Source organism: Allobosea sp. P2_B12 (assembly GCF_056404835.1).
In genome coordinates this window covers 1-23,535 of record NZ_JBFUDG010000012.1, presented here as the reverse complement: position 1 = coordinate 23,535, position 23,535 = coordinate 1, and the positions used below count along the sequence as shown (strand labels likewise).

Genomic DNA, 23,535 nt, shown 5'->3' with positions numbered 1-23,535 from the left:
CTCCGATTGGTTGCCTCGACGGAGCCGACGCAACATTTTCCATGTCGCTATCCGACTGGCCGTTTGGCGACATGACAATCTGACCGCCGAACATTCTCGTTTAGCAAACTAGATGCCCAGGCGACAGCCGAGCCAGCGTCGCCAACAACCCGTTCATCGCCGGGATCGCGGTATTGACATATAATCGATTATTAGACAAAACGAAAGCGCCAGCTATCTCGGGTGATCCGAGGCGATTGCGCGATCATTTTTCCATAATCGGCCCACCAATTCAATTTGATGAGCCAGTTTTAATGTTGTCCGCGTAAAATAAGATCGCCTCAGAAATCGATTTATTGTGCTTGGCCGACCCGGCTCACACCGCGGGCGCAAATGAGCATGCCGAGGGACCGAATGGCCACGACCGATACGCATCTCCTGACCCTTTCCTGCCGGAACCGCCCGGGCATCGTGGCGCGGGTCGCCACCCACTTGTTCCAGCACGACGCGAACATTCAGGACGCCCAGCAGTTCGACGACGAGGAGACCGGGTGCTTCTTCATGCGCGTCCGCTTCGGCCTCATGTCGGATGCGGCATCGCCGGAAAACCTTCGCGGCAGCTTCGCCGAGGTCGCCACGACGTTCGGCATGGATTGGACGATGCGCTCACGCCGCGACAAGCAACGCGTCGTCATCATGGTCTCCCGTTTCGATCACTGCCTGACGGACATCCTGTATCGCTGGCGGATGGGCGAACTCGACATGGAGATCGTCGGCATAATCGCGAATTATCCGCGCGAGACCTATGCGGCCCACGAGTTCGGGGACATTCCGTTCGACTATTTGCCGATCACCAAAGAGACGAAGCCCGAACAGGAAGCGGCGGTCTGGCGGGTCGTCCAGGACCGGGGTGCCGACCTCGTGATCCTAGCGCGGTACATGCAGGTCCTTTCGGACGATTTGGCAACGAAGCTCGCGGATCGCTGCATCAACATCCACCACTCCTTCCTGCCGGGGTTCAAGGGAGCCAAGCCGTATCATCAGGCGTTCGGGCGCGGCGTCAAACTGATCGGGGCGACGGCGCACTACGTCACCTCCGATCTGGACGAGGGGCCGATCATCGAGCAGGACGTCGAGCGGATATCGCACGTCGATACGCCAGACGATCTCGTTCGCAAGGGGCGCGACATAGAACGGCGCGTGCTTTCCCGGGCTATAGCCTGGCATCTCGACGGTCGGGTGTTGCGCAACGGTTCTAAGACCGTCGTTTTCCGGGACTAAACCATGTCAGCTCGTATCATCGATGGCAAAGCCATAGCCGCGGGGTTGCGGGCTGAGCTCAAGGAGAAAGTCGAGGCGTTCGCCAAGACTGGCCGAACGCCCGGCCTTGCCGTCGTGCTCGTCGGAAACGATCCCGCCAGTTCCGTTTACGTCCGCGCGAAGGGCCGGCAAACCGTCGAAGCCGGGATGCGCTCGTTGGAGTATCGGCTTCCAGAAGATGTGTCGCAAGGCGAGCTGATGCGATTGGTCGAGACACTCAACGACGACATCGCCGTGGACGGGATCCTGGTCCAGCTTCCACTTCCGCCTCACATCGACGCGACTGCGCTCCTGGCCAAGGTCGATCCCGCAAAGGATGTCGACGGCTTCCATCCGATCAATGCCGGCCGCCTGGCTACGGGAGATGCGCGCGCCCTGTCGCCGTGCACGCCGCTCGGTTGCATCCATCTGCTGAAAAGCGTCGAAGCGGACTTGACCGGTGCGCATGCCCTTGTGCTGGGGCGGTCAAACATCGTTGGGAAACCCTTGGGTCAGCTGCTGCTGGGCGAGAACTGCACGGTCACGATCGCCCACTCCCGAACTCGCAACGTCGCTGAACTCTGCCGGGCCGCGGACATCGTCATCGCAGCGACAGGGCAACCGGAAATGGTTCGCGGCGATTGGATCAAGCGAGGCGCGCTCGTCATCGACGTGGGCATAAGTCGCATCGCGGGAAACGATGGCTACCGAGTGATCGGGGACGTCGCCTTCGACGAGGTCCGCGATCGAGCCGGAGCCATAACGCCGGTCCCCGGCGGCGTCGGTCCGATGACGATAGCCTACCTGTTGCAAAACACGCTCAAAGCCGCACGCCAGAGGTCGGGCGTCGCCGCTATCTGAATCGGGCAGCGACGGCTTCGGTTCCGCGCGCAAGGATGCCGGCATCGATCGCGACGGCGGTGAACGATGAGCCCGCCGCGATGCAACGGCGCGCGAACGCCTCATCCGGCGTCAGGATGCCAGCAGGCTTCCCCGCCGCGCGGATTCGACCGATTGCGGCGAGAACCTCGGACTCGACCGACGGATGGCCGGGTTCTCCGGCATGTCCAAGACTGGCGGCAAGGTCGGCAGGGCCGATGAAGACCCCATCGACGCCGTCGACGCTAGCGATGCGCTCAAGCTGCTGTAAGGCCTCGACCGTCTCGATCTGGACGACTACGCAAAGCTCCTCGGCGGCGCGCTTGGCGTAGCCGGGAATTCGCCCGAACCTTGTTGCGCGCGTGAGGCCGGATACACCGCGCAAACCCGCCGGCGGATAGCGAGTGGCCGCGACTGCCGCCGCTGCCTCGTCCGCATTCTGGACGTACGGAATGAGGAGGGTCTGCGCTCCCAGGTCGAGGAAGCGCTTGATGAGAACGACGTCGTTCGACGCCGGCCTGACCACGGCCGCCACTTGATAGGGCTCGACCGCTTGGAGCTGGGGGAGCACCGTCAAGGGGTCGCCGGGCGAATGCTCGGTGTCGAACAGCAACCAGTTGTATCCGGCACCCGCGACGGCTTCAGCCACATACGAGCCTGGCAGCGAACACCAGAGGCCGATTTGCTGTCGCCCGGCGAGCAACCCCTGCTTGAAGCGATTGCGGGGCAGCTCCATGGCCGCGCTCATACGAAGGAAACCGACATCGCGCCGATCGGACCGTAATCCGCGGTGACCACGTCGCCGCGCTTGATGTCCACCGGCCGCGTGAACGATCCGCCCAACACGATCTGCCCCTTTTCGAGCTTGGCGCCCACGGCGTGCAGCTTGTTGACGAGCCAGGCGACGCCAGCGGCGGGATGGCCCATGATCGCCGCAGAAACTCCGGATTCCTCGATGATGCCGTTGAGCGCCAACGTCGCGCCGATCCAGCGGATGTCGACGTCCATGGGGCGGATCGGTCGCCCGCCCACGACGATAGCCCCGAACGCGGCATTGTCGGCGATCGTATCGACGATCGCGCGCGGTACCTCGGTCCGGTAGTCGATGATCTCGAGCGCCGGCACGACGAATTCGGTGGCGCGTAGGACGTCGTAGATCCGACAGTTGGGCCCCTGCAAATCCTCGCTCATCACGAAGGCCAACTCGACCTCTAGCCGGGGCTTGATGAACAGGTCGGCGCGGATCTGCGCGCCGTCATTGTACAAGGCGTCGTCGAGAATGCGTCCATAGTCGGGTTCGTTGATCTTCGACGCCATCTGCATGGCACGCGAGGTCAGGCCAATCTTGTGACCGGCGACCCGAGCGCCGGCGTCGATGCGTGCTTGGGCCCAAATGTCCTGAACGCGGTAGGCATCCTCGATCTCCATGTGCGGGTAGGTCCGCGATAGCTGAGGGCAGGGGACGCGGTCCCGTTCAGCCCGGAGGATCGATGCGGCCGCCTCGCGTCGTTCGTCTTCCGTCAGCATGCGGTGGTCCTTCGTCTCAGCGAATGGGGGGCCGCGGCAGGATCGCCTCGCCTGGTTCCATGGCATAGGTGTAGTCGAGCGAATACCAAGGTCGCGTCACGTCCGGCTGCTCCGGATGCGGCTCCTCGTGCCTCACGAAATCACCGATCAGCGATCGCGTTACGCCGAACTGGACGTCAGAGTCGATGTGCGGATCATTGGGATCGTAGACCTGCGAGATCAGCACCTTGAAGCCGGTCTTGAAGATCAGCGCGTGCAGATGTGCGGGCCGCATCGGGTGGCGACGCTGCGCTTTCAGAAGACGCCCGACGACGCCGTCGGTGGGGATTGGATAGCCGACCATCATCACGGATCGGAACCAAAAGCGGCCATCCTCGTCGGTCGTGAACTTGCCGCGGAGATTCATCTCCGCTTGCTCTGGATCTTGGTTTTCGTAAAGGCCCACCGGCGAGGCGTGCCAGACGTCGACCTCCGCGCCAGGGATCGGTCGGCCCTGGCGGTCGGTGACGCGCGCCGTCACGAAAAGCGGGTCACCCCGAGTGTCGGACCGCAGAATCGAGCCGCCATTCTCAACACGGGGAGAGTCGAGGCGCCAAAACGGTCCAAGCAGCGATTGCGACGTTTCGGTGTTACCGCCGTCGCCGTTGTTGAGCAGGCAGACGAGCGAAGAGACGCCCAACGAGCCCGCCATCAGCATCATTTCGTTGTGACTGTCCGAAGCGAGTTGGCCGATCTCGTTGAGGACCGCAACGGCTTCCCGGAATTCCGCTTCCGTCAGCCGTACATCCCGGACGAAGCCGTGCAGATGATGCACGAGAGACACCAATATCTGCCGCAGACGGGGGTTGTCCGTGCGCTCCATAACGGCAAGCGCCGCGGCGGTCACGTCGGCCTCTCGTGCAATCATCATGATACGCTCCCTTGACCGAACCCTTATTTTTAATCGATTATTTGTCAAGGCGGTCGAGCCGCTGCGGCCTCCTTCGGCCTCCAAAAATGGGCCCCGTCGCTTGGAATCGCGGACGCGAAGTTTCAGAATGCTGTTTAGCATCCGAAAATGGCAAACGGACTATCAGTGATAAATCGATTTTAGACTCTGCAATGCATGCGCGGCGGTTTCGCGTTTGACGGGCGATCGACGTGCTCAAGACCGGGGCGGACACGAGTTGGCGGCTTTGCGGCCGCGATTACTGCGCGTCTTGGCGCGTCCTCGCACCACCTTCCCCAGAAGCTGGACGCCCCTCTCGATCCTCTTGGGATCCAGCGCGGCGTAACCCATGACGAGGCCCAGTCGATCAGGCTGCGCTACCGACGACTTCGGATCGTAGAGCGCAGCAATGGAATAAACGCCGACCCCGGTCTCGCGAGCTTTGACCATGAGGGTGCGTTCAAGCCGAGCGGGCAGAGTCCGGAACCATACGACGATGTGCAGTCCGGCTTCGGCTCCCTCGATTTCAATCGTATCGCCGAATTCGAGCCTCAGGGCGTTCAGTAGCGTCTGGCGCCTCTCGCCGTTGAACCGGCGCACCCGGCGCACGTGGCTCTCGTAAGCTCCCGTTTCGATCAGGGTTGCCAACGCATCCTGTTCGCAAACAGGGGTGTGTCGGTCGGTGAGCTGTTTCGCCGTGGCAAACAGGTTCTGCAGCTCCGGTGGGACGACGAGGTAACCAATGCGAAGCATGGGGGAGAGCGTCTTGGAGATCGTGCCGAGGTAGATGACGTTGCCTCCCTCCCGAAGGCTGTAAAGCGGGGGCACTGGCTTGGTGTCGTACCGATACTCGCTGTCGTAGTCGTCTTCGATCACGTAGGCTTCGCAACGACGTGCCCACTCAAGAAGCTGGTGTCGGCGGGAGATCGACATGACGCCGCCCAGCGGAAACTGGTGCGAGGGCGTCACGTAAACCAAGCGCGCGTCGAGCTCGGCCAGTGCATCCGCGTTCAATCCATCGCGATCGACGTCGATGGCAATGGATGAAGCGCCGGTGCTCGCAAAGATCTGCCGAGCCATGGCATAGCAGGGATTCTCGATCGCGAACCGATCGTCGGGATCGAGCAGCAAGCGGGCGCAGATGTCCAGCCCCTGTTGCGAGCCGTTGACGACGATGATCTGTTCGAGGTCACAGCGAAGCGTTCTGGCGCGCCAAAGGTAGCCTTGGAGCGCCATTCGAAGCCGGCGGGATCCTCTCGGGTCCTCATAGGCCAACCGCTCGGGCGCTGCAGCCATCGCGGTGTTCACGGCGCGCTTCCACACGCCGGCGGGGAAGTCCGCGGGGGCAAGGTCGCCATAGCGGAAATCGGCGATCAACCCGCTTCCCTGCGTCTCCAACCAAGGCGAGGTTCCCGAAATGCGGTTCGCGTAGTTCGAGAGGCGCTTAGGAAAAGGGCCACTCGACCGCATCTGTGCCGGCGCGGGAGGGATCGCGCCCAATGCGACCCGAGGACGAGAACCTCGTCGCACCTCGATGAAACCTTCGGCGAGCAGCTGCTCGTAGGCCGCTGTCACGGTCGTGCGAGACACACCCAACTCGACGGCCATTGTCCGCGACGAGGGGAGGTGACCATTCTTCCCAAAAACGCCGCCAACGATCTGATCTTTTAGGGCCTCATAAATTCCGCGGGCGCCCATTCGACGCGCGCCGGCCAAAATGCCGTCGTTGAACTGGCTCATGATTTTCTCTGCAAACTGGACGTTCTCATGTGGCCAGTGTGCGCGTAACTACGATGGAATCAAATGGTGCATCGGATTGCGGATCGGCTTCGCTGGGAGGCTCTGGGGCTCTCCTCGCCACGCCGGCTGCCCAAGTCGACGGGTTTAGGACTCTACGGCCGCTTCCAGGCGTGCAAGTTGAGGAAAGGACGACTGATGATCACGGCCGCAGTGGTTCCGTCGCTCTCCGCGGCGGACGTAGCCCGTTTCGGCGAGGACCCGCGGGCCGCCTTTCACGCCAATTTCGGAATGGTCGAGGAACGCATCGATCGGGCCTGCAGACGCTCGGGCAGGTCTCGGGACTCGGTAACGCTCCTGCCGGTCACAAAGACCGTGCCGGCACATATCCTACGCCTCGCCTACGACGCTGGAGTTCGGCAGTTCGGTGAGAACAAGGTCCAGGAGGCGATCTCCAAACGCGAAGCGCTGGCCGATCTGCCTATCGACTGGAGCATCGTCGGGCACCTGCAGACGAACAAAGTCAAATTCGTTGCTGGGTTCGCCCGAGAGTTCCACGCCCTCGACAGCTTGCGCGTCGCCGATCTTCTGAACGCGCGGTTGGAGCGCGAAGACCGTCGACTGGACGTCTTCGTTCAAGTCAACACGTCGGGCGAGGAGAGCAAGTATGGCCTCCATCCGGACGCGCTCGGCCCTTTCGTAGGCATGCTGGATCGTTTCCCTCGACTTAACCCGCGTGGACTCATGACGCTGGCCGTATTCAGTCCCGACATGGAGAAGGTCAGGCCCTGCTTCCGACTGCTGCGTCGCCTGCGCGATCAAATCGCGGTTCGAGATCCGGCGATGAACGAACTTTCCATGGGAATGTCCGGCGATTTCGAAGCCGCGATCGAAGAGGGCGCAAACGTCGTTCGCGTGGGACAGGCCATCTTCGGTGTCCGCCCCACTCCCGACGGCCATTACTGGCCCGGCCTGGCCAGCAACGGGTGATGCGCTTCGTTTCCACACACGGCCAAGTGCGTCTGGCCGATTTCGGCTTTCAAAGTCACCCCACACCCAGGATCGTTATCATGATCGTCCTAGCCGGTTTGTCCGCATTCCCCATCACTCCCGCCGACACCGCTGGTCGCGTCGAGATCCACCTGTTGCGCAAGCTCGTGGCCCGCCTCGTGGAGGCCGGCGTCGATTCGATCGGGCTGCTGGGTAGCACGGGGGCTTACATGTACCTCGAACGCGCCGAACGACGCCGCGCGATCGAGGCTGCCGTGGAAGAGACATCCGGTCGAACCCCGCTCGTCGTCGGCATCGGCCACCTCAGAACGGACAACACCGTGCATCTCGCGCAGGATGCCAAGGCCGCGGGAGCCTCCGCCGGTCTGCTCGCGGCCGTATCCTACACCCCCCTGACGGTCGACGAGGTGTACGAGCATTTCGAGACCGTGGCCCGAGAGAGCGGCCTGCCGATCGTGATCTACGACAATCCGTTCACCACCCATTTCCGCTTCACGCCCGAACTCGTCGCACGGCTCTCCCGCGTCCCGGGCATCGTCGCGATCAAAAGCATCGCGGGATCACCGGATGAGACGTCCGCCCACCTGCAGTTGACGCGAGGGGCCGTGCCCGAGGGCTTCAGCCTGGGCTACAGCGCCGATGCCAACTCGACGGAAGCGATGATCGCGGGTGCCGACACTTGGTACAGCGTGATCGGCGGGCTTTTTCCTGAAATTTGCGTCGAGATCGTGAGGGCCGTCCAGCGGGGTGACGCCGCCGAAGCTCGGCGCCTCAACACGCAGTTGGATCCAGTCTGGGATCTCTTCAGGCAGTTCAGCAGCATGCGCGTGATCTATGCGTTGACTGACATTCTCGGGATCGCCCACATCGAGCCGCCGCGTCCGATCCTTCCCCTTGACGTCGACGCCAGACGGCGCATCGCAGAAGTCGTCGCTCACCTTCCCGCCGGCATCGCCATGTGAGAGCGCACGACTGAGCCTAGGCAATCCAGATCGGTCCGAACGTACGCTCGAACCGACGCAAAGCTGCACCCAAGATGCAATCCGCCGAGCAAGGATGACGGTTGAAGCGCACGGAACGACCGCTCGTTCGATACTGAGAAGAAGCGGTCATTTTCGCCGCACCCTCGAGGCGCGGCACATGGCTGGTCGCGTCGGCCCCTCCCAGCGTTCGGCCTACGGACCGCGGGTGCCGGGGAGGTCCAACGCTTTGGCAGACGGGCGCCTCGAATGGGCCGACGCGATACTGGAACGTCGGCGTGGGTCCGTGCCGTCGCGAAGCTATGCGGGGCCACGGCACAAACGGAACTGGATCATCGAGATTGACGTGAACTGGCACTGTCACCTGGGCCAGGTTCCATCCAAGATGGCTCTCAGTCTCGAAGCGGCCTCCGTTGAGGGCTCGCCACCGATGGAACCCCGATGAGTGACCTGGTCGCCCCATTGTCGTCTAGCGTCGAACCCGAAAAATCCCGCTGAGAAGCTGGATCTGTGCGCTGTGTGGCCTCGTTTATCATGAGCGGGACGGCTGGCCGGACGAGGGCATCCCACCCGGTACGCGGTGGATGGACGTGTCTGAGGATTGGCTTTGTCCAGACTGCGGTGCGGCCAAAGGTGACTTTGAGATGACGGAGCTCTGACGTCGCCCAGGGGGTTGGAACCTTTCAACGTGGCGCCGCAGATGGCCGCCAAGGAGCTACCATGTACGTGCCGCCGCATTTTGAAGTTTCGAGTCTTGAGACGCTTTGCGACTTTATCGACAACAACGCCCTCGGCGTCCTTGTCACGCACGGCAAGAGCGGGCTGGACGCCAACCACATTCCATTCGAGTTGAACCGCACGCAGGGGCCGCATGGCGTATTGCATTGCCACGTCGCCCGCAACAATTCTGTTTGGCAGGATATCGCCTCGGGGGACGAGGTGCTCGTCGTATTCCGCGCCGCGGGCGCATACATCTCGCCTCAGTGGTATCCGAGCAAGCACGAATTCCACAAGCAGGTGCCGACGTGGAACTATCTCGTCGTCCATGCTCATGGTCGCGTCACGATCAGGGACGACGAGCGTTACGTTCGTGGAATGGTCGCGAGATTGACCCGTACACACGAGGCGTCGCAGCCGGTGCCGTGGAAGATGACGGACGCCCCCAAGGACTTCACCGACGCGATGCTCAAGGCGATCGTCGGTATCGAAATTGAGATCACGCGCCTCGTGGGGAAATTCAAGCTGAGCCAAAACAAGGAAGAACGCGATATCCGCGGCGCCGGAGAAAATCTGGTCGAGCGGGGCGACACGTATGTTGGCGAGCGGATGCTGGAGGCAGCCGCGGCCAAAGTCGTTTGAAAACACGTTGACGAAGACGGCGGTGGTCTAATCCGTGACGTCGGATGAACGTGCGCATCTTGGCTCCGGTGTACGCGGCATGGGGCCGAAGCACGGAGTCATGGGGATGGCGCTAGCCCCGCGCCACCCCCATGAGCGCGGCCGTCGCCGCGCCACCGCCCGGGGCGCGGCGATCCCCCTCGCATGTCAGTTCAACAATTTCGGAAGTCTTGCGGGGCGCACTCGATCCCAGCTGGAATCGTAGGGCCGCGTCGCAAGCTTCAGCCACCGAATTTTACCGACCCGGATGGAGCGACTTCAAACTCAATATCGCCTGGGCCCTTCTGCGTGATGCGTCCGATGAGACCATGGATGTCCCCCAGAACCCACAGGTCCCGCACCTTGTCACCCTCGAAAGTGAAGATCGGCATTCCGTTCCACCAGACATGACGCCCGGTCGCCGCAATGCCGAACATGGGCTGGCGGTGGGTGCCGTGAAAGCGCAGCTTCGCCGACACCCTTTCGCCCTCCTCGATCATCACGAGGATGTCGGAGGTGTAGCCGCCCAGGGATCGAGTCACCCAACGAACGTACTCCGCGAACTGGGAATGCCCTACCAACGTCGGTCCCAAGGAGCCTCGGAAGGTGAAATCCGGATGGAAGATGTCGGGGATCAGCGAGACGTCCGCGTGGTCCCACATGTCCTTGTAGAATTTCCTGACCAACTCTTTCCTTGGACTGAGAGCCGTTCCTTCGAAGCTCAGTTCTGGTTCGGTATCCATCAAAGTCCTCCAATGTCTCTCGGCCGCCGTTCGCGCCGTGGCTCGATCGTCTGGTCACGAATGCAAGTATGAGATGCCACGGGCGAAGTGCTCTGGAGCATCGTCCCCGGAAACGGCGAGGTTGTCGGTCAGGAAGTCGACCAGCGGCCGGACGAGTTCGGTGGTCTGCGTCCCGTCCGATAGGATCACGATCTCCATCTGCGGGAGGGCCGGCCAACCTTCCTCGGTTGTGAGGACGCGCATGCCGCGACCCAGGAAGGACCTGCCCAGGGCAGTCACGCCAAGCCCTCCTTCCACTGCCGCCTGGGCTCCTAGAAGGCTGCTGGCCGTACAGGACACCCGCCAATCCAAGTTGGCCTGGGACAGACGCTCGATCATCAAGGCGCGATACGTGCAGGGTATGGGAAGCATGACCAACCGGATCGGCTTCGCATCGATTGCGAAATCGCTGCTCGCCATCCAAGTGAGCGCTTCACGCCAGATCGTCTTCCCGCGCTGGCTGGTTCGATCCTTCTTTGCGATCACGGCGTCGAACTTCCCTTCGTCGAACGCCGCCACCAGGTTGCAGCTCAAACCGGTGGTGACATCGACCTGCACTCGGGGATAGGCGTTCGCGAAGCTGGCGAGGATCGAGGGCAGCTGGCGGGGGATTGCGTCCTCGGAGATCGCCAGCCGCAACGTGCCTTCCACCTTGGGCTCGCGAAGTTCGCGCACGACCTTGTCGTTGAACTCGATCATCTGCCGCGCGGCCGCGAGCAATTTTTCCCCTTCGAGGGTCAAGCCGATCGAGCGGCTGTTGCGGTCGAACATCCGCTGGCCGAGGATCCCCTCCAACCGCAGCACCTTCTGGCTCACGGCGGATTGGGACCTGCCCACCAAGGGCGCGGCCGCGCTGAAGCCGCCGGAATCGGCGACGGCCACGAACGCCCTAAGGAGATCAATCTCAAGGTCTGGGTATCTCATGCCGAAGCCTCCGCAAATCGATGAACGGGCCGAACAAGCCGCAACGTTTCAGCGTTCGGGCCAAAGCTGCTCGATGGGGAGAGCGGTCTTGTACTTGACCTGTTTCAACGAAAAACTCGATCGAATGCTTGAGACGGCCTCGATTTTAGTGAGTTTGTCGAGAATGAAATCCCTCAGGGCCACCGTGTCGGTGACGACGACGCGCAGCAGATAATCCGAGTCGCCGGACATCAGATAGCATTCCATGACCTCCGGCAATTCGATGACCACCTTCTCGAACCTCTCCAGATTTTTCTCCGTCTGGTTCGTCAGCGAAATCTGGATGAAGACGCTCACCGTGCTGCCGATCCTTTCAGGATCCAACAACGCCACGTACCTGCTCACGACGCCCTTGTCTTCGAGCTGCTTGACCCTCGCGAGGCAGGGCGACGGGGAAAGTCCCACTTTTCCCGCGAGCTCGACGTTCGAGATTCGTCCGGAATTCTGAAGCTCGGCCAGAATACGACGGTCGGCTCGATCCAGGGCTGATCTCAGCATATCGTGCTCCATAATCGTATGTTGGCAGAGTAGCATGCCGCAACGGCGTTTCAAGGCGGTATATGCGGCAGGATATTCCGGCGCGAAATCGGTAGCCTCCGGCGCGTGATTGGAGTCCATCAAAATGCCTGAGAGCAGCAGTCGGGAAGTTTCCACAACCTCTGGCGACGTCGATCCGAGCGAGACCTCGGATTGGCTGGGATCGCTCGAGGCCATGGCGCGCGAGGAAGGAAGCGACCGCGTTCGGTTCGTGCTCGCAGCGCTGGAGCGTCGCGCCCGAGAGCTGGGCGTCCTATCGGATGCGCTGCCCTATTCTCCTTATCGCAACACGATCTCGCTGGAAAAACAGCCTCCGTTTCCTGGCGACCTCGCGATGGAGGAGCGGATCACATCGATCATCCGGTGGAACGCGCTCGCGATGGTCGTGCGTGCCAATCGTGCCTATGGCGAGCTCGGGGGGCACGTCGCAAGCTACGCGTCAGCCGCGGAGATCTTCGAGGTCGGATTCAATCATTTTTTTCGCGGCGGCGGAGAGAAGGGCGAAGGCGACCTCGTGTTCTTTCAGCCCCACTCGGCACCCGGTGTCTACGCCCGGGCCTTCCTCGAAGGCCGTCTGACCGCCGATCATCTTGCTCGCTACCGCCAGGAGATCGGGGGAGGGGGGCTGTGCTCGTATCCCCATCCTTGGTTGATGCCCGACTTCTGGCAGTTCCCGACGGGGTCCATGGGGATCGGGCCCATCAGTTCGGTTTATCAGGCCCGGTTCATGCGCTATCTCCGGGACCGCGGCTTGCTCGACACCGATGGACGTCGCGTTTGGGGCGTGTTCGGCGATGGTGAGATGGACGAGCCGGAGTCCATCGCCGCGCTGTCTCTCGCCGCGCGCGAGAACCTCGACAACCTCACCTTCATCATCAACTGCAACTTGCAGCGCCTCGACGGTCCCGTTCGTGGCAACGGCCAGATCGTCCAAGAGCTCGAGTCCATCTTCAAGGGCGCCGGCTGGAACGTCGTCAAGGTGCTCTGGGGCTCCGAATGGGACGCGATCTTCGCTCGGGACACCAATCACGAACTGCTCCGGCGCTTCGCGGAAACCGTCGACGGCCAGTACCAAACGCTCGGGGCCAAGGACGGCGCATACAACGTCGCCAATTTCTTCGACGCAAACCCGGAGGTCCGGAAGCTCGTTTCCCATATGTCGGATCACGACGTGGACCAACTGAAGCGCGGCGGCCACGATTTCCGGAAGCTCTTCGCCGCCTTCCAGAAGGCCCGCGACACCAAGGGTCGGCCCACCGTCATCCTGGCCAAGACCAAGAAGGGCTACGGCATGGGTCGGGCCGGCGAGTCCAGGATGACCTCGCATCAGGCAAAGAAGCTCGATGTCGAGGGCCTTCTCGCCTTCCGCGACAAGTTCTTGCTGCCGCTTTCAAACGAGCAGGTCGAGAATCTCGAGTTCTTGAAACCGGCGGAAGACTCCGCCGAGATCGCCTATCTGAAATCCCGCCGCGAGCAACTCGGGGGCTATTTGCCCGCTCGCCGGTCCGCGGCTAGGACGTATGCCGTCCCGGCCATCGAGAGCTACGCCGATTTCGCCTTGAATGCGGCCGGCAAGGAGATGTCGACGACGGTCGCGGTCGTTCGCCTGTTCAGCACCCTGCTGAAGAACAAGGAGCTCGGTCCTCGCATCGTGCCGATCGTCGCCGACGAGGCCCGGACCTTCGGCATGGACAATCTCTTCCGTCAGGTCGGCATCTACTCGCCCGTGGGCCAGCTTTACGAGCCGGAAGATGCCGGAACGATGCTCTACTACAAGGAGGCCAAGGACGGTCAGCTGCTCGAGGAGGGCATCACCGAGGCCGGGGCGATCTCCTCCTGGGTGGCCGCGGCGACGTCCTACAGCGTGCACGCCGAGCCCATGCTTCCGTTCTACATCTATTACTCGATGTTCGGCTTCCAACGGATCGGCGACCTGATTTGGGCCGCGGCCGACCAGAGGGCGCGTGGTTTTCTGATCGGTGCCACGGCGGGCCGTACGACCCTCGGCGGCGAGGGCCTCCAGCACCAGGATGGAAGCAGCCACCTGGTCGCGTCGACGGTCCCGAACTGTCGCGCCTACGATCCGGCCTATGCGTACGAGATGGCCGTGATCGTCGATCACGGCGCCCGTCGGATGATGGAGGAGGGTGCGGACGAGTTCTTCTACGTCACCGCGATGAACGAGAACTACGCGCAGCCCTCGATGCCGGCAGGGATCGAAGGCGACATCATTCGCGGCATGTACAAGCTGTCCGGACCCGCCGGTGGGACCGCGGCGGTCCGGCTTCTCGGTTCCGGCGCGATCCTTCCCGAAGTGGTGGCGGCGGCGGAGCTCCTGAAGGACGACTGGCAGATCGAGGCGGATACGTTCAGCGTCACGAGCTTCAGTGAACTGGCGAGGGAGGCGCGGGAACTCGAGCGTCGGCAGATGTTCGGCAACGGTACGGACAAGAGCCACGTTGCCGTCCTGCTTGAAGGCGCAGCCCCGATCGTCGCGGCCACGGACTACGTGCGGGCCTATCCTCAGCTGATCGCATCCTACGTGGCTGCGCGCTTCATCGCCCTCGGCACGGACGGCTTCGGACGCAGCGATACGCGCAAGGCGCTCCGCGACTTCTTCGAGGTCGACCGGCATCACATCGTGGTGGCGGCGCTTTCCTCGCTGGTCGCGGAAGGCAAGGTCGGCGCCGAGACGGTCACGGCCGCCATCGCCAAATACGGACTGAACGCCGTCGAGACTCCGCCCTGGTCGCGCTGAGTTCGCGCCCCCCCGAAAAGATAGAGGAAAGCGCGGCCATGGGCGCAAGAAAAACGATCGAGTTGCCGGACATCGGCGACTACAAGGACGTCCCCGTCGTGGAGATCCTTGTCTCCTTGGGCGACGCCGTCGGGGCCGACCAGCCGATCATGACGCTCGAGCCGGACAAGGCGACGCTGGAGGTTCCGTCGCCGTTCGCGGGCAAGATCGTGGAGCTGTTGGTCGATATCGGATCGAAGGTCTCCACCGGATTTGCGGTGGCCGTCTTGGAGTTGGACGAGTTGCAGTCGTCATCGGAGCCGACACCGGTTTCCAAAGCGTCTGCCTCGCAAGAGCCGGACCCGGCGCCTTCCAAGGCCACTCCGCCTCCCGAGCCTGCCAAGGCCGCAATCGTGGCCGCACCCCCTGATGACGACGGGCGCGGGGAAAGCCGCACGGCACATGCGACGCCCTCCGTGCGTGCTTACGCCCGGGAATTGGGCGTCGACCTTTCCCGCGTCTCGGCTAGCGGTCCGAAAAAACGCATCCTCCGGGAGGACGTCCAGGCCTTCGTCAAGGGCCGATTGAGCGCGCCGGAATCCGGAGGTACCGCGGCGGCGCCGGGCCTATCGTTACCGGCGATGCCTTCTATCGACTTTTCAAGGTACGGAGAGATCGAGCGCGAACCGCTTTCTCGTATTCAGCAGATTTCGGGAGCCAACCTCCATCGCAACTGGCTCGCGATTCCCCATGTCACCAACTTCGACAACGCCGACGTCACGGGCTTGGAGGCATTCCGGCTCGCCATCAATGCCGAACGGAGGACGCCGGCCATCAAGCTCACGATGGTCGCGTTCCTCATAAAGGCGTCGGCGCTGGCCCTCGCCGCGTTTCCGCGTTTCAACAGCTCGCTCGATGGCGCGCACCTCATCAAGAAGAAATACGTTCACGTCGGCTTCGCCGTCGATACGCCCAAGGGATTGATGGTCCCGGTCATCAGGGACTGCGACAGGAAGGGACTGATCCAGATAGCAGACGAGATGGCGTCGCTCTCTGAGAAGGCCCGTCAGGGGAGGCTGTCGCCTTCCGACATGGAAGGTGGGTCGTTCTCGGTCTCTTCCCTTGGCGGCATCGGGGGAGCCGGCTTCACCCCGATCATCAATGCGCCCGAGGTCGCGATCCTCGGAGCGGCCCGATCGCAGATGCAGGCGGTCTGGAACGGTTCGACGTTCGAGCCCCGCCTCATCACACCGATCAGCCTTTCATGGGACCACCGGGTCGTCGACGGCGTGGCGGCCGCACGCTTTCTTGGCCACGTGGCCGGCCTATTGGCCGATTTCCGCCGCGCGCTGCTCTGAGGATGAACATGGCAACGACAGTGCTTGTCCCGGACCTGGGTGACTACAAGGACGTTTCGGTGGCGGAGTTGCTGGCGAAGCCCGGCGATATCGTGGCGGTCGACCAGCCGTTGGTTGCTGTCGAAAGCGACAAGGCGACGATCGAGGTCCCTTCCCCGGTCGCCGGTCGGCTCGTCTCGTTCGCCGTGCAGGTCGGTGACCGCGTCGGTACGTCGTCGATGCTCGCAACGATCGAAGAACGCGTTGGCGAGGAAAAGGGTCCGAACGAGCTGGCGCCGGCAAAGCCACAGCCCGCGCCCGCCATCGGAGACGAGACCGTCGGACGCCTCGACCTCGTGGTCATCGGCGGCGGGCCAGGAGGCTACTCGGCTGCGTTTCGAGCTGCCGACCTCGGTCTTCGGGTCACATTGGTCGAGCGGTACGACACTCTCGGTGGCGTCTGCCTGAACGTAGGATGCATTCCATCCAAGGCGTTGCTCCATGTCGCCGCGGTCGTGGAGGAGGCGGGCCGTATGGCTGCCCACGGAGTCACGTTCGCCGACCCGCAGATAAACATTGAAAAGCTCAGGAGTTCGACGGGAAAGACCGTCAAACGCCTGACCGATGGCCTCGCCCAAATGGCGCGGATGCGTAAGGTCGATGTGCTCGTAGGCAAGGCTAGCTTCGTCGATCCCAACACATTGGTCTTGGAAGGTGCCGACGGAAACCGTAGGAAGATTGGGTTCGTCAACTGCATCATTGCCGCCGGGTCCTCGGCCGTACACTTGCCCTTCTTGCCAGACGACCCACGCATCGTGGACTCCACTGGAGCCTTGGAGCTCCCCTTCATCCCGAAGCGGATGTTGGTCATCGGCGGAGGGATCATCGGACTTGAGATGGCCACCGTGTATGGCGCGCTTGGGGCACGGATCGATATCGTCGAGCAGCTCGACGGGCTATTGCCCGGAGCGGACCGCGATCTGGTCGCGGTCTGGCAGAAGCGCAACGCCCACCGTTTCGATAGCCTCATGTTGTCGACGAGGTTGGAGTCGGTCGCGGCGACGGACGAAGGACTTCTCGCCGTCTTTGCCGGAGGCGAGCACGAGCCCAGGACCTATGACCTTATCCTTCAAGCTCCTGGCCGCCGCCCGAATTCCTCTGCCCTGAATTTGGCCGCCGCCGGAATCGCGTGCGAAAAAGAATTCATTCGGGTCGACAAGCAGATGCGCACCTCCGTTCCGAATATCTTTGCCGTGGGGGATATCGTCGATCAACCCATGCTGGCTCACAAGGCCGTACATCAAGGACACGTGGCGGCCGAAGTCGTCGCGGGCAAGAAGGCGGCCCTCGATGCCATGGTCGTTCCGTCGGTGGCCTATCTCGACCCGGAGATCGCGTGGGTCGGCGTCACCGAAGAAAGCGCAAAGGCATCAGGACTCTCCGTCGAGATCGGTCGCTTCCCCTGGGCCGCTTCCGGCCGGGCGATCGCCAACGGCGCGGACTACGGCATGACGAAGCTCATCTTCTCAAATGAGACCGGGCGGATCGTCGGCGGTGGAATAGTCGGCGTGGGCGCGGGCGACCTGATCGGCGAAGTCTGTCTGGCGATCGAGATGGGGGCCGACGCCCATGACATCGGCAAGACGATCCATCCGCACCCCACTTTAATCGAGACAGTCGGAATGGCGGCCGAGGTCATGTTGGGTACGTGCACCGATCTCCCTCCGAAGTCGTCCAAAAAATAGCTTCAGAGCGAGCCTGCCTCTGCGCCCGGCTTGCGAGATTCTAGGAGACGAAACTTGAAACGAGAAGCCATCGTAGCCGCGGGGGCCGCAGCGGTCGGCCCCTATTCGCACGGGGTGCGAGCCCATGGGGACCTCGTGTTCCTTTCCGGACAGACGCCGCTGGACGGCGCGACGGGGAAAATTGTCGTCGGAGACTTCAAGGATCAAGTGCGCCAGTGCCTCGGCAACCTTGGACACGTTTTGGCTTCTGCGATGTTGACCTTTGGCGACGTCGTCAAATGCAACGTGTTCCTGGTCGACATGGCCGATTTCGAGGCGATGAACGAAGTTTATGCAGCCCATTTCAGCGAGCCGTTCCCAGCGCGGACGACCATAGGCGTGGCGTCGCTACCGCTCGGAGCCAAGGTCGAGATTGAAATGATTGCCATCGCGGCAAGGGCATAGAGATACGATCGCGATCGGAGGAAGTCCCGAAGAGGAGCGCATCGGCCGTGGTCGACACCGCTTCCCGGCATTCCTATTTGTCGACCGCCAAGCCGGGTTCAAGGTGGCCGGACGCCAAGGGCGGCTACTGGCCAGCTAGCCAAACGCCAAATCCGATAGAACTCGGTGCCGTTCCTGCAGATCTCATGGTTCCGGCGGCCACGCAAATCCAAACAAAAAGGCCGGTCTCCGCGTGGAGCCGGCCAAAGTTGGAAGCATCGGCGCTCGCCGATGTTTCTCTGGGGAGAAATCAGAATTGTATACAGTATCGGCGAGAGGTGCCGTGAACAGCAGATAGCTGCTCTTCCGAAAAAGGTGGCTAAGCAATGATCAAAAACTCACATCCGCTATGCGCTTGGCTCATGGGAAGCGGATCTATCTTTAAAAAGAGTTAGAATCATCCAAAACAACATGGCCCTTATGCGGGCTATTCGAAAAACGACTGAATATTATTTGAACTATGCGTTTGCGTGGCGGTTGAAGCGCCTCAGACTGACATCACAACACAACTGAGGTTTCCCGCATGCGCGCCCAAGTTCTGAAATGCCACGGCGGACCGGAGATGCTGCAGCTCGCAGACGTCGAACGTCCGACTGCCCGACCCGGACAGGTCCTAGTTCGTATCAGGGCCACCTCGATCAATCCCGTCGACATCAAGATCCGGGAGGGCCTCCCCATCGGTCCCGAGCTCCCGGCGATCCTCGGCGCGGACCTGGCCGGCGTTGTCGAGGCAGTCGGGCCGGGTGTCGACGATTTCAATGTCGGCGATGAGGTCTATGGCTGTGCAGGGGGAGTGAAGGGCGTCGGTGGTACGCTCGCGGAGTACATCGCCGCCGACGCTCGGTTGATCGCGCCGAAGCCGCGGGCCTTGACGTTCCGCGAGGCCGCGGCTCTCCCGTTGGTCTCCATTACGGCCTGGGAGGCCATCGAGCGTATCGCCCCGAAGAAGGGGGAGGCCATCCTGGTCCAAGGCGGCGTGGGCGGCGTCGGCCACATCGCCGTTCAATTGGCCGCCTTCGCTGGTGCGGTTGTCTCCGCAAGCGTCGGCTCGGATCGGGACTTCGAGCAGGCGCGGTCATTCGGTGCCGCGAACGTTGTCGACTACAAGAACGACTCGGTTGCGTCCTTCGTACAACGCATCACCGGCGGTCGCGGGTTCGATGCCATCGTGGACACAGCCGGCGGCCAGAATCTCGTCAAGTCATTCGAGGCGGCTGCGGTGGGTGGACGCATTGCAACGACCAATTCCAGGGCCTCGGTCGATCTCGGATTGATGCACGCGAAGGCCCTCTCGTTGCACCTCGTATTCATGCTGCTTCCCATGCTCTCGGGTGAGGGGCGCGACAGACATGGCCGGATTCTTCGCGAGATAGCGGCTCTGGCGGATCGTGGGCTCCTGCGCCCGCATGTCGATCCCGAGCGGTTCACGCTGGAGACAGCAGCGGATGCTCACCGTCACGTTTCGAGTGGCAAGTCGAAAGGGAAGGTGGTGATCGAGGTCGACTGAAAAGGCGGACCGGTGCTTCGCCTTCGTCCTCGATCTGGAAGCAGTGCAATCAAATAAAAAACGGAGGAAACGAATGAAACGAAAGCTCGCAGCGGTCCTGATCGCGTCTATCGCCCTCGGTTCCTCCATGCCAAGCTTGGCACAAGTGCCGCCGGCGGTGGCCGGCAACACGATCGACCTGCCTCACGCTTGGCCCAGAAGCGGTGCCGAAAAGATCATTGAGAACGACCGCGGCGCAGTGTGGAACATCAATTTCGCCGAAGGTGTCGGCGCCCATTGGCACAAGCATCAGTTCGAGTTCGTCGGCGTGGAACTGACCACCTCGGCGTTCACCGTGACCAATCCCGACGGCGTGACCCGCACCGTAGCCAGCCCGAGGGGAAAAATGTGGATACTGCCCAAGGGGCTCACCCACATGGAGAAAGGATTGACCACGCCAGGACGCAACATCCTGATCGTCGATCTGAAGGATGGGCCGTCGCCTGCGTATGAGAACAAGTCGGGTGAACCCTCAGGCTACGTTGGCACTCAAGCCAAGCTCGTGAACGATACCGCACGCTTGTTGCAGTGGGACGTCTCACTGTCACCGAGCGTGCCGGAGAGGGCGACGTTCCATTCCCATGACATCTTCATCTGCGTGCTCGACGGCGGGCGCTTGAAGATTTCGGAGCCCGGCAAGCCGCCGGAACTCCTCGGATTGAAGCCCGGTGGGGGCGCGTTCCTGAAGGGAGGCGTCGTTCGCAAGGTGGAAGCGGTGGAAGCGACGTCACGCTTCATGCTCGTCGAGCTCAGGTAGCAAAAGGCGACGGGCCTTCCCACATGGGGAGGCCCGTCGCGACCCATGTTTCGGCGACGTACACAGATCTCGGTGGATTCCCGTCCGTCCACCGATGGCGCCGAACACCGCGGCAAACTTCCCCACGCGCTCAAGCGAAACCATCACGTTGGCCTGCTGGCAAAAGGCACACCACGCGCGTGGACCGGGGTGCGAGGCCTGCGATGCTTGGAAGTAACCGGTCGCAATGCGCCGCGACCGGCAGGGCCACCCTTCATAGCAATTCAAGTAGCATCAATCGCACCGCGCCATTGGCGGAGCGGAGCGAAACGCTCTTTCCCCGTTCCAGGAAATGTACATCGCCGACGTCCACATCGAGGACGTTTTCCTTGCCATGATCGAGGACGATCCGTCCCGGCGTGACTGCAACGATGAACGTATCATTTGGCCAGTTGGGCACACCGATATCCGAGGTGGAATCGATGGTGACGTCGTACTGCTTATAAAAGACGTCCTCTCCCACCAGCTTGTAATCAACATCCGAAATCTGGTTTGATTCAAATACGCCGCGGCCATCACCAACCGGAGCTTCGTCTTTTATATCAACGATCACGATATGCCTCCCGATCGTTGAAATCCCTTTCTCCATATGGGTGAGCCCCTTGGGAAGCATCCACATTCTTCCGGGGAACGAAACCTTTATTTCCGAGCTGCCGTCAGGATTTATGATCTCGTAGGCAGCAGGCGCCAGGTCAACGCCAGCATAGTGGTAAAGATGTTTATGGAAGTTAGAGTAAATCCCTTGAGTGAATTTTATGTCCCAGGCGGCACCACGATCGTTTTCTAGGAGGAGGTTGGCGCCAGGCCTCGGCCAAGCATGTGGAAGGGATGCCATGCTCGACTCGACGTCACGGTTCGCGGCGGTTTCACGTTGCATGATCTTCGACTTCACTCTGCCAGCTGATGTGAGAATTACGAACCGATTACGCATTCCCGCCACGGGGAGGCGTTTCTATTTGGGGGCGCATCATCAAGACGGCGTATCAGTCCTCGACGACGCTCTCGTTCAACTCCGCTCTGCCTGGGAAAAGCGCAGAGTACCCCGGCAAGCTCTCGATCCGCTTCAGCCAGTTCAACACGCCTGGCCTGTCATCGAGGTCGATACCTCCCATTCGCGCCATGCGCGTGTAAGGGTACAGTGCAATATCGGCGATGCTTGGATGACTGAGAGTCGCCAACCAATTCCCTTCCTTGACCTGGCTCAATCGATCTTCGAGTAGGGTCAAGGCGCCATCGGCCTTGCGTTCCCACTCTTTCACCTTGCTCCGCTCGACCTTCCGGCCAGGGTGAAGCGAGCGATGCAGTCTTAGTTGTGCCAGAGGGTGCATGTGCGAGGATTGCTCGAACGACATCCATGACAGAACATTCGCTTGGTCGAGCGGATCTTTGGGCCACCAACCTGTCCCCTGTGCCATGAAAAAGAGGATCGCCCCGGACTCTGGAATCGTCCGGCCGTCCGCCATCTCGAGAACCGGTACCTGACGGAAGCGGGCAATCGCTCGAAATTCGGAAGTTTCCAGATCGCCCCTGTCAATCGAAAGCGTCCTGCGTTCGAGCGGCTGTCCTATGAAGCCTGCGAGAAGGCGGACCTTCCACGCGTTCCCCGAACGCTGTGTGTCATACAGCCGAACACGTCCCGACATCGGCATTGGATGGCCTCGCTTGGGTCGCGGCTCCACGGCAACGTCGCGGGCAGCCTGGATGCGGGGGAAGAGTTCTCGTTCGATCCCTCTAGGATTCCTTCAGGGCCTTCCGAGAGTGCGCATCTTCGAGGCAACGACAGCCTCTTCGAGAAACTCCAGTCGATCCTGACCCCAGAAGATGTCGTCCTCGAACAGGTAGAACGGCGACCCGAACACCCCCTTCTCGATGGCGTCGTCGGAATAACGTGTGAATTCATCCTGGACCGAGTGCGAGCCCGCCTCTTCGAGCAGACGGGAGGCATTCGTCAGCGTCCGGTTGGCGAGAGTCAGGAGGACGTCGGGTGAGGCGACGTCGAGCTCCTCCACCCATGCGGCTTTCAAGATGTCATGAGATATCCGCTCGACGGGTTGTCCGTCGCGCTTCGCCGCGATGATGAGCCCCGATGCCAAGTCTTCGTTGGTGGTGCCGTATCTAGGGGGCTCGTTGATCGGCATGCCCAACTTGACCTGCCAGCGGCGTAGTTCGGCGAGGCGATAATCCTGCCGCTGCTTGGATCTTTGGCTCAAAAGGATGCCACCCGTCCTTGCGTAGACGTAAGGCATCTTGATCGGAAAATAGTTGATGGTCACCCCGTGCCGCTCGCCGATCGAGGCGAGGCGGGGGCCACCGAAGTAGGCCCAGTCCGAGAGGACCCAGAAATAATAATCGATGCTTGGTCGGGCCATGGTTCCCTCCGATATGTGTATCGAGATTTCTATGCGCGCCGCGATGCATGTTTTCCGCGGGCGGTCCTCACCGGTGAGCGGATCGATCACGCCCGTCAGTGCAGGATCTGGCTGAGGAAGAGCTTGGTGCGCTCGTGCTGCGGGTTCTTGAAGAACTCGTTGGGCTCGTTCATCTCGACGATCTGGCCGGCGTCCATGAAGATGACACGGTCGGCGACCTGGCGGGCGAAGCCCATCTCGTGGGTGACGCAGAGCATGGTCATGCCCTCGTCAGCGAGCGAGACCATGGTGTCGAGCACCTCCTTGACCATCTCGGGATCGAGCGCCGAGGTCGGCTCGTCGAACAGCATGATCTTGGGGCTCATGCAGAGCGAGCGGGCGATGGCGACGCGCTGCTGCTGGCCGCCGGAGAGCTGGCCCGGGTATTTGTGGGCCTGCTCGGGGATCTTGACGCGCTTGAGATAGTGCATGCCGATCTCCTCGGCATCCTTCTTGGGCATCTTGCGGCTTGGGCATCTTGCGG

23 protein-coding genes are annotated in these 23,535 nt (G+C 61.9%); 12 read left to right on the top strand and 11 right to left on the bottom strand.

Annotated features, from left to right (window positions below; genetic code table 11):
* Positions 1 to 393: 393 nt before the first annotated feature.
* Both purU and folD read left to right on the top strand, forming a co-directional pair.
* Positions 394 to 1,260 (top strand): formyltetrahydrofolate deformylase, encoded by an 867-nt coding sequence (gene purU / locus AC1DYU_RS22100; protein ID WP_476793507.1) that lies wholly within the window; start codon positions 394 to 396, stop codon positions 1,258 to 1,260.
* Between the two features lie 3 nt (positions 1,261 to 1,263).
* Complete coding sequence (gene folD, locus AC1DYU_RS22095; RefSeq protein ID WP_476793506.1) at positions 1,264 to 2,139, top strand: bifunctional methylenetetrahydrofolate dehydrogenase/methenyltetrahydrofolate cyclohydrolase FolD; 876 nt, start codon at positions 1,264 to 1,266, stop codon at positions 2,137 to 2,139.
* On the opposite strand, the gene AC1DYU_RS22090 is transcribed toward folD, so the two are convergent.
* The 4 genes from AC1DYU_RS22090 to pdxR all read right to left on the bottom strand — a co-directional run bounded on the left by AC1DYU_RS22090 (position 2,132) and on the right by pdxR (position 6,352).
* Positions 2,132 to 2,893, bottom strand: a complete 762-nt coding sequence (locus AC1DYU_RS22090; RefSeq protein WP_476793505.1) for an aldolase/citrate lyase family protein — start codon at positions 2,891 to 2,893, stop codon at positions 2,132 to 2,134. The genes folD and AC1DYU_RS22090 overlap by 8 nt on opposite strands.
* A gap of 8 nt (positions 2,894 to 2,901) precedes the next feature.
* Positions 2,902 to 3,684, bottom strand: a complete 783-nt coding sequence (gene hpaH / locus AC1DYU_RS22085) for a 2-oxo-hept-4-ene-1,7-dioate hydratase (RefSeq protein WP_476793504.1) — start codon at positions 3,682 to 3,684, stop codon at positions 2,902 to 2,904.
* A 16-nt stretch (positions 3,685 to 3,700) separates the two neighbouring features.
* Positions 3,701 to 4,594 carry a dioxygenase family protein gene (locus AC1DYU_RS22080; protein ID WP_476793503.1) on the bottom strand — a complete coding sequence of 298 codons (894 nt, stop codon included), beginning with the start codon at positions 4,592 to 4,594 and terminating at the stop codon, positions 3,701 to 3,703.
* 234 nt (positions 4,595 to 4,828) lie between these two features.
* The gene (gene pdxR / locus AC1DYU_RS22075) at positions 4,829 to 6,352 is read right to left on the bottom strand and encodes a MocR-like pyridoxine biosynthesis transcription factor PdxR (protein WP_476793502.1); all 1,524 of its coding nucleotides are present in this window, start codon (positions 6,350 to 6,352) and stop codon (positions 4,829 to 4,831) included.
* Between the two features lie 195 nt (positions 6,353 to 6,547).
* On the opposite strand from pdxR, the gene AC1DYU_RS22070 reads away from it, so the two are divergent.
* The 4 genes from AC1DYU_RS22070 (at position 6,548) to AC1DYU_RS22055 (ending at position 9,699) form a co-directional block, all read left to right on the top strand.
* The gene (locus AC1DYU_RS22070; RefSeq protein ID WP_476793501.1) at positions 6,548 to 7,339 is read left to right on the top strand and encodes a YggS family pyridoxal phosphate-dependent enzyme; all 792 of its coding nucleotides are present in this window, start codon (positions 6,548 to 6,550) and stop codon (positions 7,337 to 7,339) included.
* Between the two features lie 80 nt (positions 7,340 to 7,419).
* Entirely contained in the window at positions 7,420 to 8,322 is a 903-nt protein-coding gene (locus tag AC1DYU_RS22065) for a dihydrodipicolinate synthase family protein (RefSeq protein WP_476793500.1), read from the top strand.
* 506 nt (positions 8,323 to 8,828) lie between these two features.
* Entirely contained in the window at positions 8,829 to 8,999 is a 171-nt protein-coding gene (locus AC1DYU_RS22060; RefSeq protein ID WP_476793609.1) for a rubredoxin, read from the top strand.
* A 61-nt stretch (positions 9,000 to 9,060) separates the two neighbouring features.
* Positions 9,061 to 9,699, top strand: coding sequence for an FMN-binding negative transcriptional regulator (locus tag AC1DYU_RS22055; RefSeq protein WP_476793499.1), 639 nt, complete (start codon positions 9,061 to 9,063; stop codon positions 9,697 to 9,699).
* 260 nt (positions 9,700 to 9,959) lie between these two features.
* Here the strand turns inward: AC1DYU_RS22055 and AC1DYU_RS22050 are convergent, their stop codons facing one another.
* From AC1DYU_RS22050 to AC1DYU_RS22040, 3 genes are read right to left on the bottom strand one after another with little or no spacing between them, the layout of a single operon-like run.
* Complete coding sequence (locus tag AC1DYU_RS22050) at positions 9,960 to 10,460, bottom strand: ester cyclase (RefSeq protein ID WP_476793498.1); 501 nt, start codon at positions 10,458 to 10,460, stop codon at positions 9,960 to 9,962.
* A gap of 54 nt (positions 10,461 to 10,514) precedes the next feature.
* Positions 10,515 to 11,423 carry a LysR substrate-binding domain-containing protein gene (locus AC1DYU_RS22045; protein WP_476793497.1) on the bottom strand — a complete coding sequence of 303 codons (909 nt, stop codon included), beginning with the start codon at positions 11,421 to 11,423 and terminating at the stop codon, positions 10,515 to 10,517.
* Between the two features lie 48 nt (positions 11,424 to 11,471).
* Entirely contained in the window at positions 11,472 to 11,960 is a 489-nt protein-coding gene (locus AC1DYU_RS22040) for an Lrp/AsnC family transcriptional regulator (protein WP_311909285.1), read from the bottom strand.
* Positions 11,961 to 12,084: 124 nt separating this feature from the next.
* Between AC1DYU_RS22040 and mdeB the strand changes: the two genes are divergently transcribed.
* The 6 genes from mdeB to AC1DYU_RS22010 all read left to right on the top strand — a co-directional run bounded on the left by mdeB (position 12,085) and on the right by AC1DYU_RS22010 (position 20,604).
* Positions 12,085 to 14,757, top strand: a complete 2,673-nt coding sequence (gene mdeB, locus AC1DYU_RS22035; RefSeq protein ID WP_476793496.1) for an alpha-ketoglutarate dehydrogenase — start codon at positions 12,085 to 12,087, stop codon at positions 14,755 to 14,757.
* Between the two features lie 38 nt (positions 14,758 to 14,795).
* Positions 14,796 to 16,094 carry a dihydrolipoyllysine-residue acetyltransferase gene (aceF, locus tag AC1DYU_RS22030; RefSeq protein ID WP_476793495.1) on the top strand — a complete coding sequence of 433 codons (1,299 nt, stop codon included), beginning with the start codon at positions 14,796 to 14,798 and terminating at the stop codon, positions 16,092 to 16,094.
* A gap of 2 nt (positions 16,095 to 16,096) precedes the next feature.
* Complete coding sequence (lpdA, locus tag AC1DYU_RS22025) at positions 16,097 to 17,818, top strand: dihydrolipoyl dehydrogenase (RefSeq protein ID WP_476793494.1); 1,722 nt, start codon at positions 16,097 to 16,099, stop codon at positions 17,816 to 17,818.
* Between the two features lie 54 nt (positions 17,819 to 17,872).
* Complete coding sequence (locus AC1DYU_RS22020) at positions 17,873 to 18,262, top strand: RidA family protein (protein ID WP_476793493.1); 390 nt, start codon at positions 17,873 to 17,875, stop codon at positions 18,260 to 18,262.
* A 562-nt stretch (positions 18,263 to 18,824) separates the two neighbouring features.
* Positions 18,825 to 19,808, top strand: coding sequence for a zinc-dependent alcohol dehydrogenase family protein (locus AC1DYU_RS22015; protein ID WP_476793492.1), 984 nt, complete (start codon positions 18,825 to 18,827; stop codon positions 19,806 to 19,808).
* Between the two features lie 73 nt (positions 19,809 to 19,881).
* Positions 19,882 to 20,604: a cupin domain-containing protein gene (locus AC1DYU_RS22010; protein WP_476793491.1), complete on the top strand. Its 723-nt coding sequence runs from the start codon at positions 19,882 to 19,884 to the stop codon at positions 20,602 to 20,604.
* Between the two features lie 253 nt (positions 20,605 to 20,857).
* Here the strand turns inward: AC1DYU_RS22010 and AC1DYU_RS22005 are convergent, their stop codons facing one another.
* The 4 genes from AC1DYU_RS22005 to AC1DYU_RS21990 form a co-directional block, all read right to left on the bottom strand.
* Entirely contained in the window at positions 20,858 to 21,520 is a 663-nt protein-coding gene (locus AC1DYU_RS22005; RefSeq protein ID WP_476793490.1) for a hypothetical protein, read from the bottom strand.
* Between the two features lie 106 nt (positions 21,521 to 21,626).
* A complete protein-coding gene (locus AC1DYU_RS22000) occupies positions 21,627 to 22,292 on the bottom strand; it encodes a glutathione S-transferase family protein (protein WP_476793489.1) in 666 nt (221 codons plus the stop codon).
* A gap of 93 nt (positions 22,293 to 22,385) precedes the next feature.
* Positions 22,386 to 23,012, bottom strand: coding sequence for a DsbA family protein (locus tag AC1DYU_RS21995; protein ID WP_476793488.1), 627 nt, complete (start codon positions 23,010 to 23,012; stop codon positions 22,386 to 22,388).
* 95 nt (positions 23,013 to 23,107) lie between these two features.
* On the bottom strand, positions 23,108 to 23,535 hold a 428-nt coding region (locus AC1DYU_RS21990; RefSeq protein WP_476793487.1), incomplete at its 5' end, for an amino acid ABC transporter ATP-binding protein.

Coding starts and splice junctions, on each gene's coding strand:
- purU (WP_476793507.1), top strand. CDS start 394: ATGGCCACGACCGATACGCATCTCCTGACCCTTTCCTGCCGGAACCGC.
- folD (WP_476793506.1), top strand. CDS start 1,264: ATGTCAGCTCGTATCATCGATGGCAAAGCCATAGCCGCGGGGTTGCGG.
- AC1DYU_RS22090 (WP_476793505.1), bottom strand. CDS start 2,893: ATGGAGCTGCCCCGCAATCGCTTCAAGCAGGGGTTGCTCGCCGGGCGA.
- hpaH (WP_476793504.1), bottom strand. CDS start 3,684: ATGCTGACGGAAGACGAACGACGCGAGGCGGCCGCATCGATCCTCCGG.
- AC1DYU_RS22080 (WP_476793503.1), bottom strand. CDS start 4,594: ATGATGATTGCACGAGAGGCCGACGTGACCGCCGCGGCGCTTGCCGTT.
- pdxR (WP_476793502.1), bottom strand. CDS start 6,352: ATGAGCCAGTTCAACGACGGCATTTTGGCCGGCGCGCGTCGAATGGGC.
- AC1DYU_RS22070 (WP_476793501.1), top strand. CDS start 6,548: ATGATCACGGCCGCAGTGGTTCCGTCGCTCTCCGCGGCGGACGTAGCC.
- AC1DYU_RS22065 (WP_476793500.1), top strand. CDS start 7,420: ATGATCGTCCTAGCCGGTTTGTCCGCATTCCCCATCACTCCCGCCGAC.
- AC1DYU_RS22055 (WP_476793499.1), top strand. CDS start 9,061: ATGTACGTGCCGCCGCATTTTGAAGTTTCGAGTCTTGAGACGCTTTGC.
- AC1DYU_RS22050 (WP_476793498.1), bottom strand. CDS start 10,460: ATGGATACCGAACCAGAACTGAGCTTCGAAGGAACGGCTCTCAGTCCA.
- AC1DYU_RS22045 (WP_476793497.1), bottom strand. CDS start 11,423: ATGAGATACCCAGACCTTGAGATTGATCTCCTTAGGGCGTTCGTGGCC.
- AC1DYU_RS22040 (WP_311909285.1), bottom strand. CDS start 11,960: ATGCTGAGATCAGCCCTGGATCGAGCCGACCGTCGTATTCTGGCCGAG.
- mdeB (WP_476793496.1), top strand. CDS start 12,085: ATGCCTGAGAGCAGCAGTCGGGAAGTTTCCACAACCTCTGGCGACGTC.
- aceF (WP_476793495.1), top strand. CDS start 14,796: ATGGGCGCAAGAAAAACGATCGAGTTGCCGGACATCGGCGACTACAAG.
- lpdA (WP_476793494.1), top strand. CDS start 16,097: ATGAACATGGCAACGACAGTGCTTGTCCCGGACCTGGGTGACTACAAG.
- AC1DYU_RS22015 (WP_476793492.1), top strand. CDS start 18,825: ATGCGCGCCCAAGTTCTGAAATGCCACGGCGGACCGGAGATGCTGCAG.
- AC1DYU_RS22010 (WP_476793491.1), top strand. CDS start 19,882: ATGAAACGAAAGCTCGCAGCGGTCCTGATCGCGTCTATCGCCCTCGGT.
- AC1DYU_RS22005 (WP_476793490.1), bottom strand. CDS start 21,520: ATGCAACGTGAAACCGCCGCGAACCGTGACGTCGAGTCGAGCATGGCA.
- AC1DYU_RS22000 (WP_476793489.1), bottom strand. CDS start 22,292: ATGCCGATGTCGGGACGTGTTCGGCTGTATGACACACAGCGTTCGGGG.
- AC1DYU_RS21995 (WP_476793488.1), bottom strand. CDS start 23,012: ATGGCCCGACCAAGCATCGATTATTATTTCTGGGTCCTCTCGGACTGG.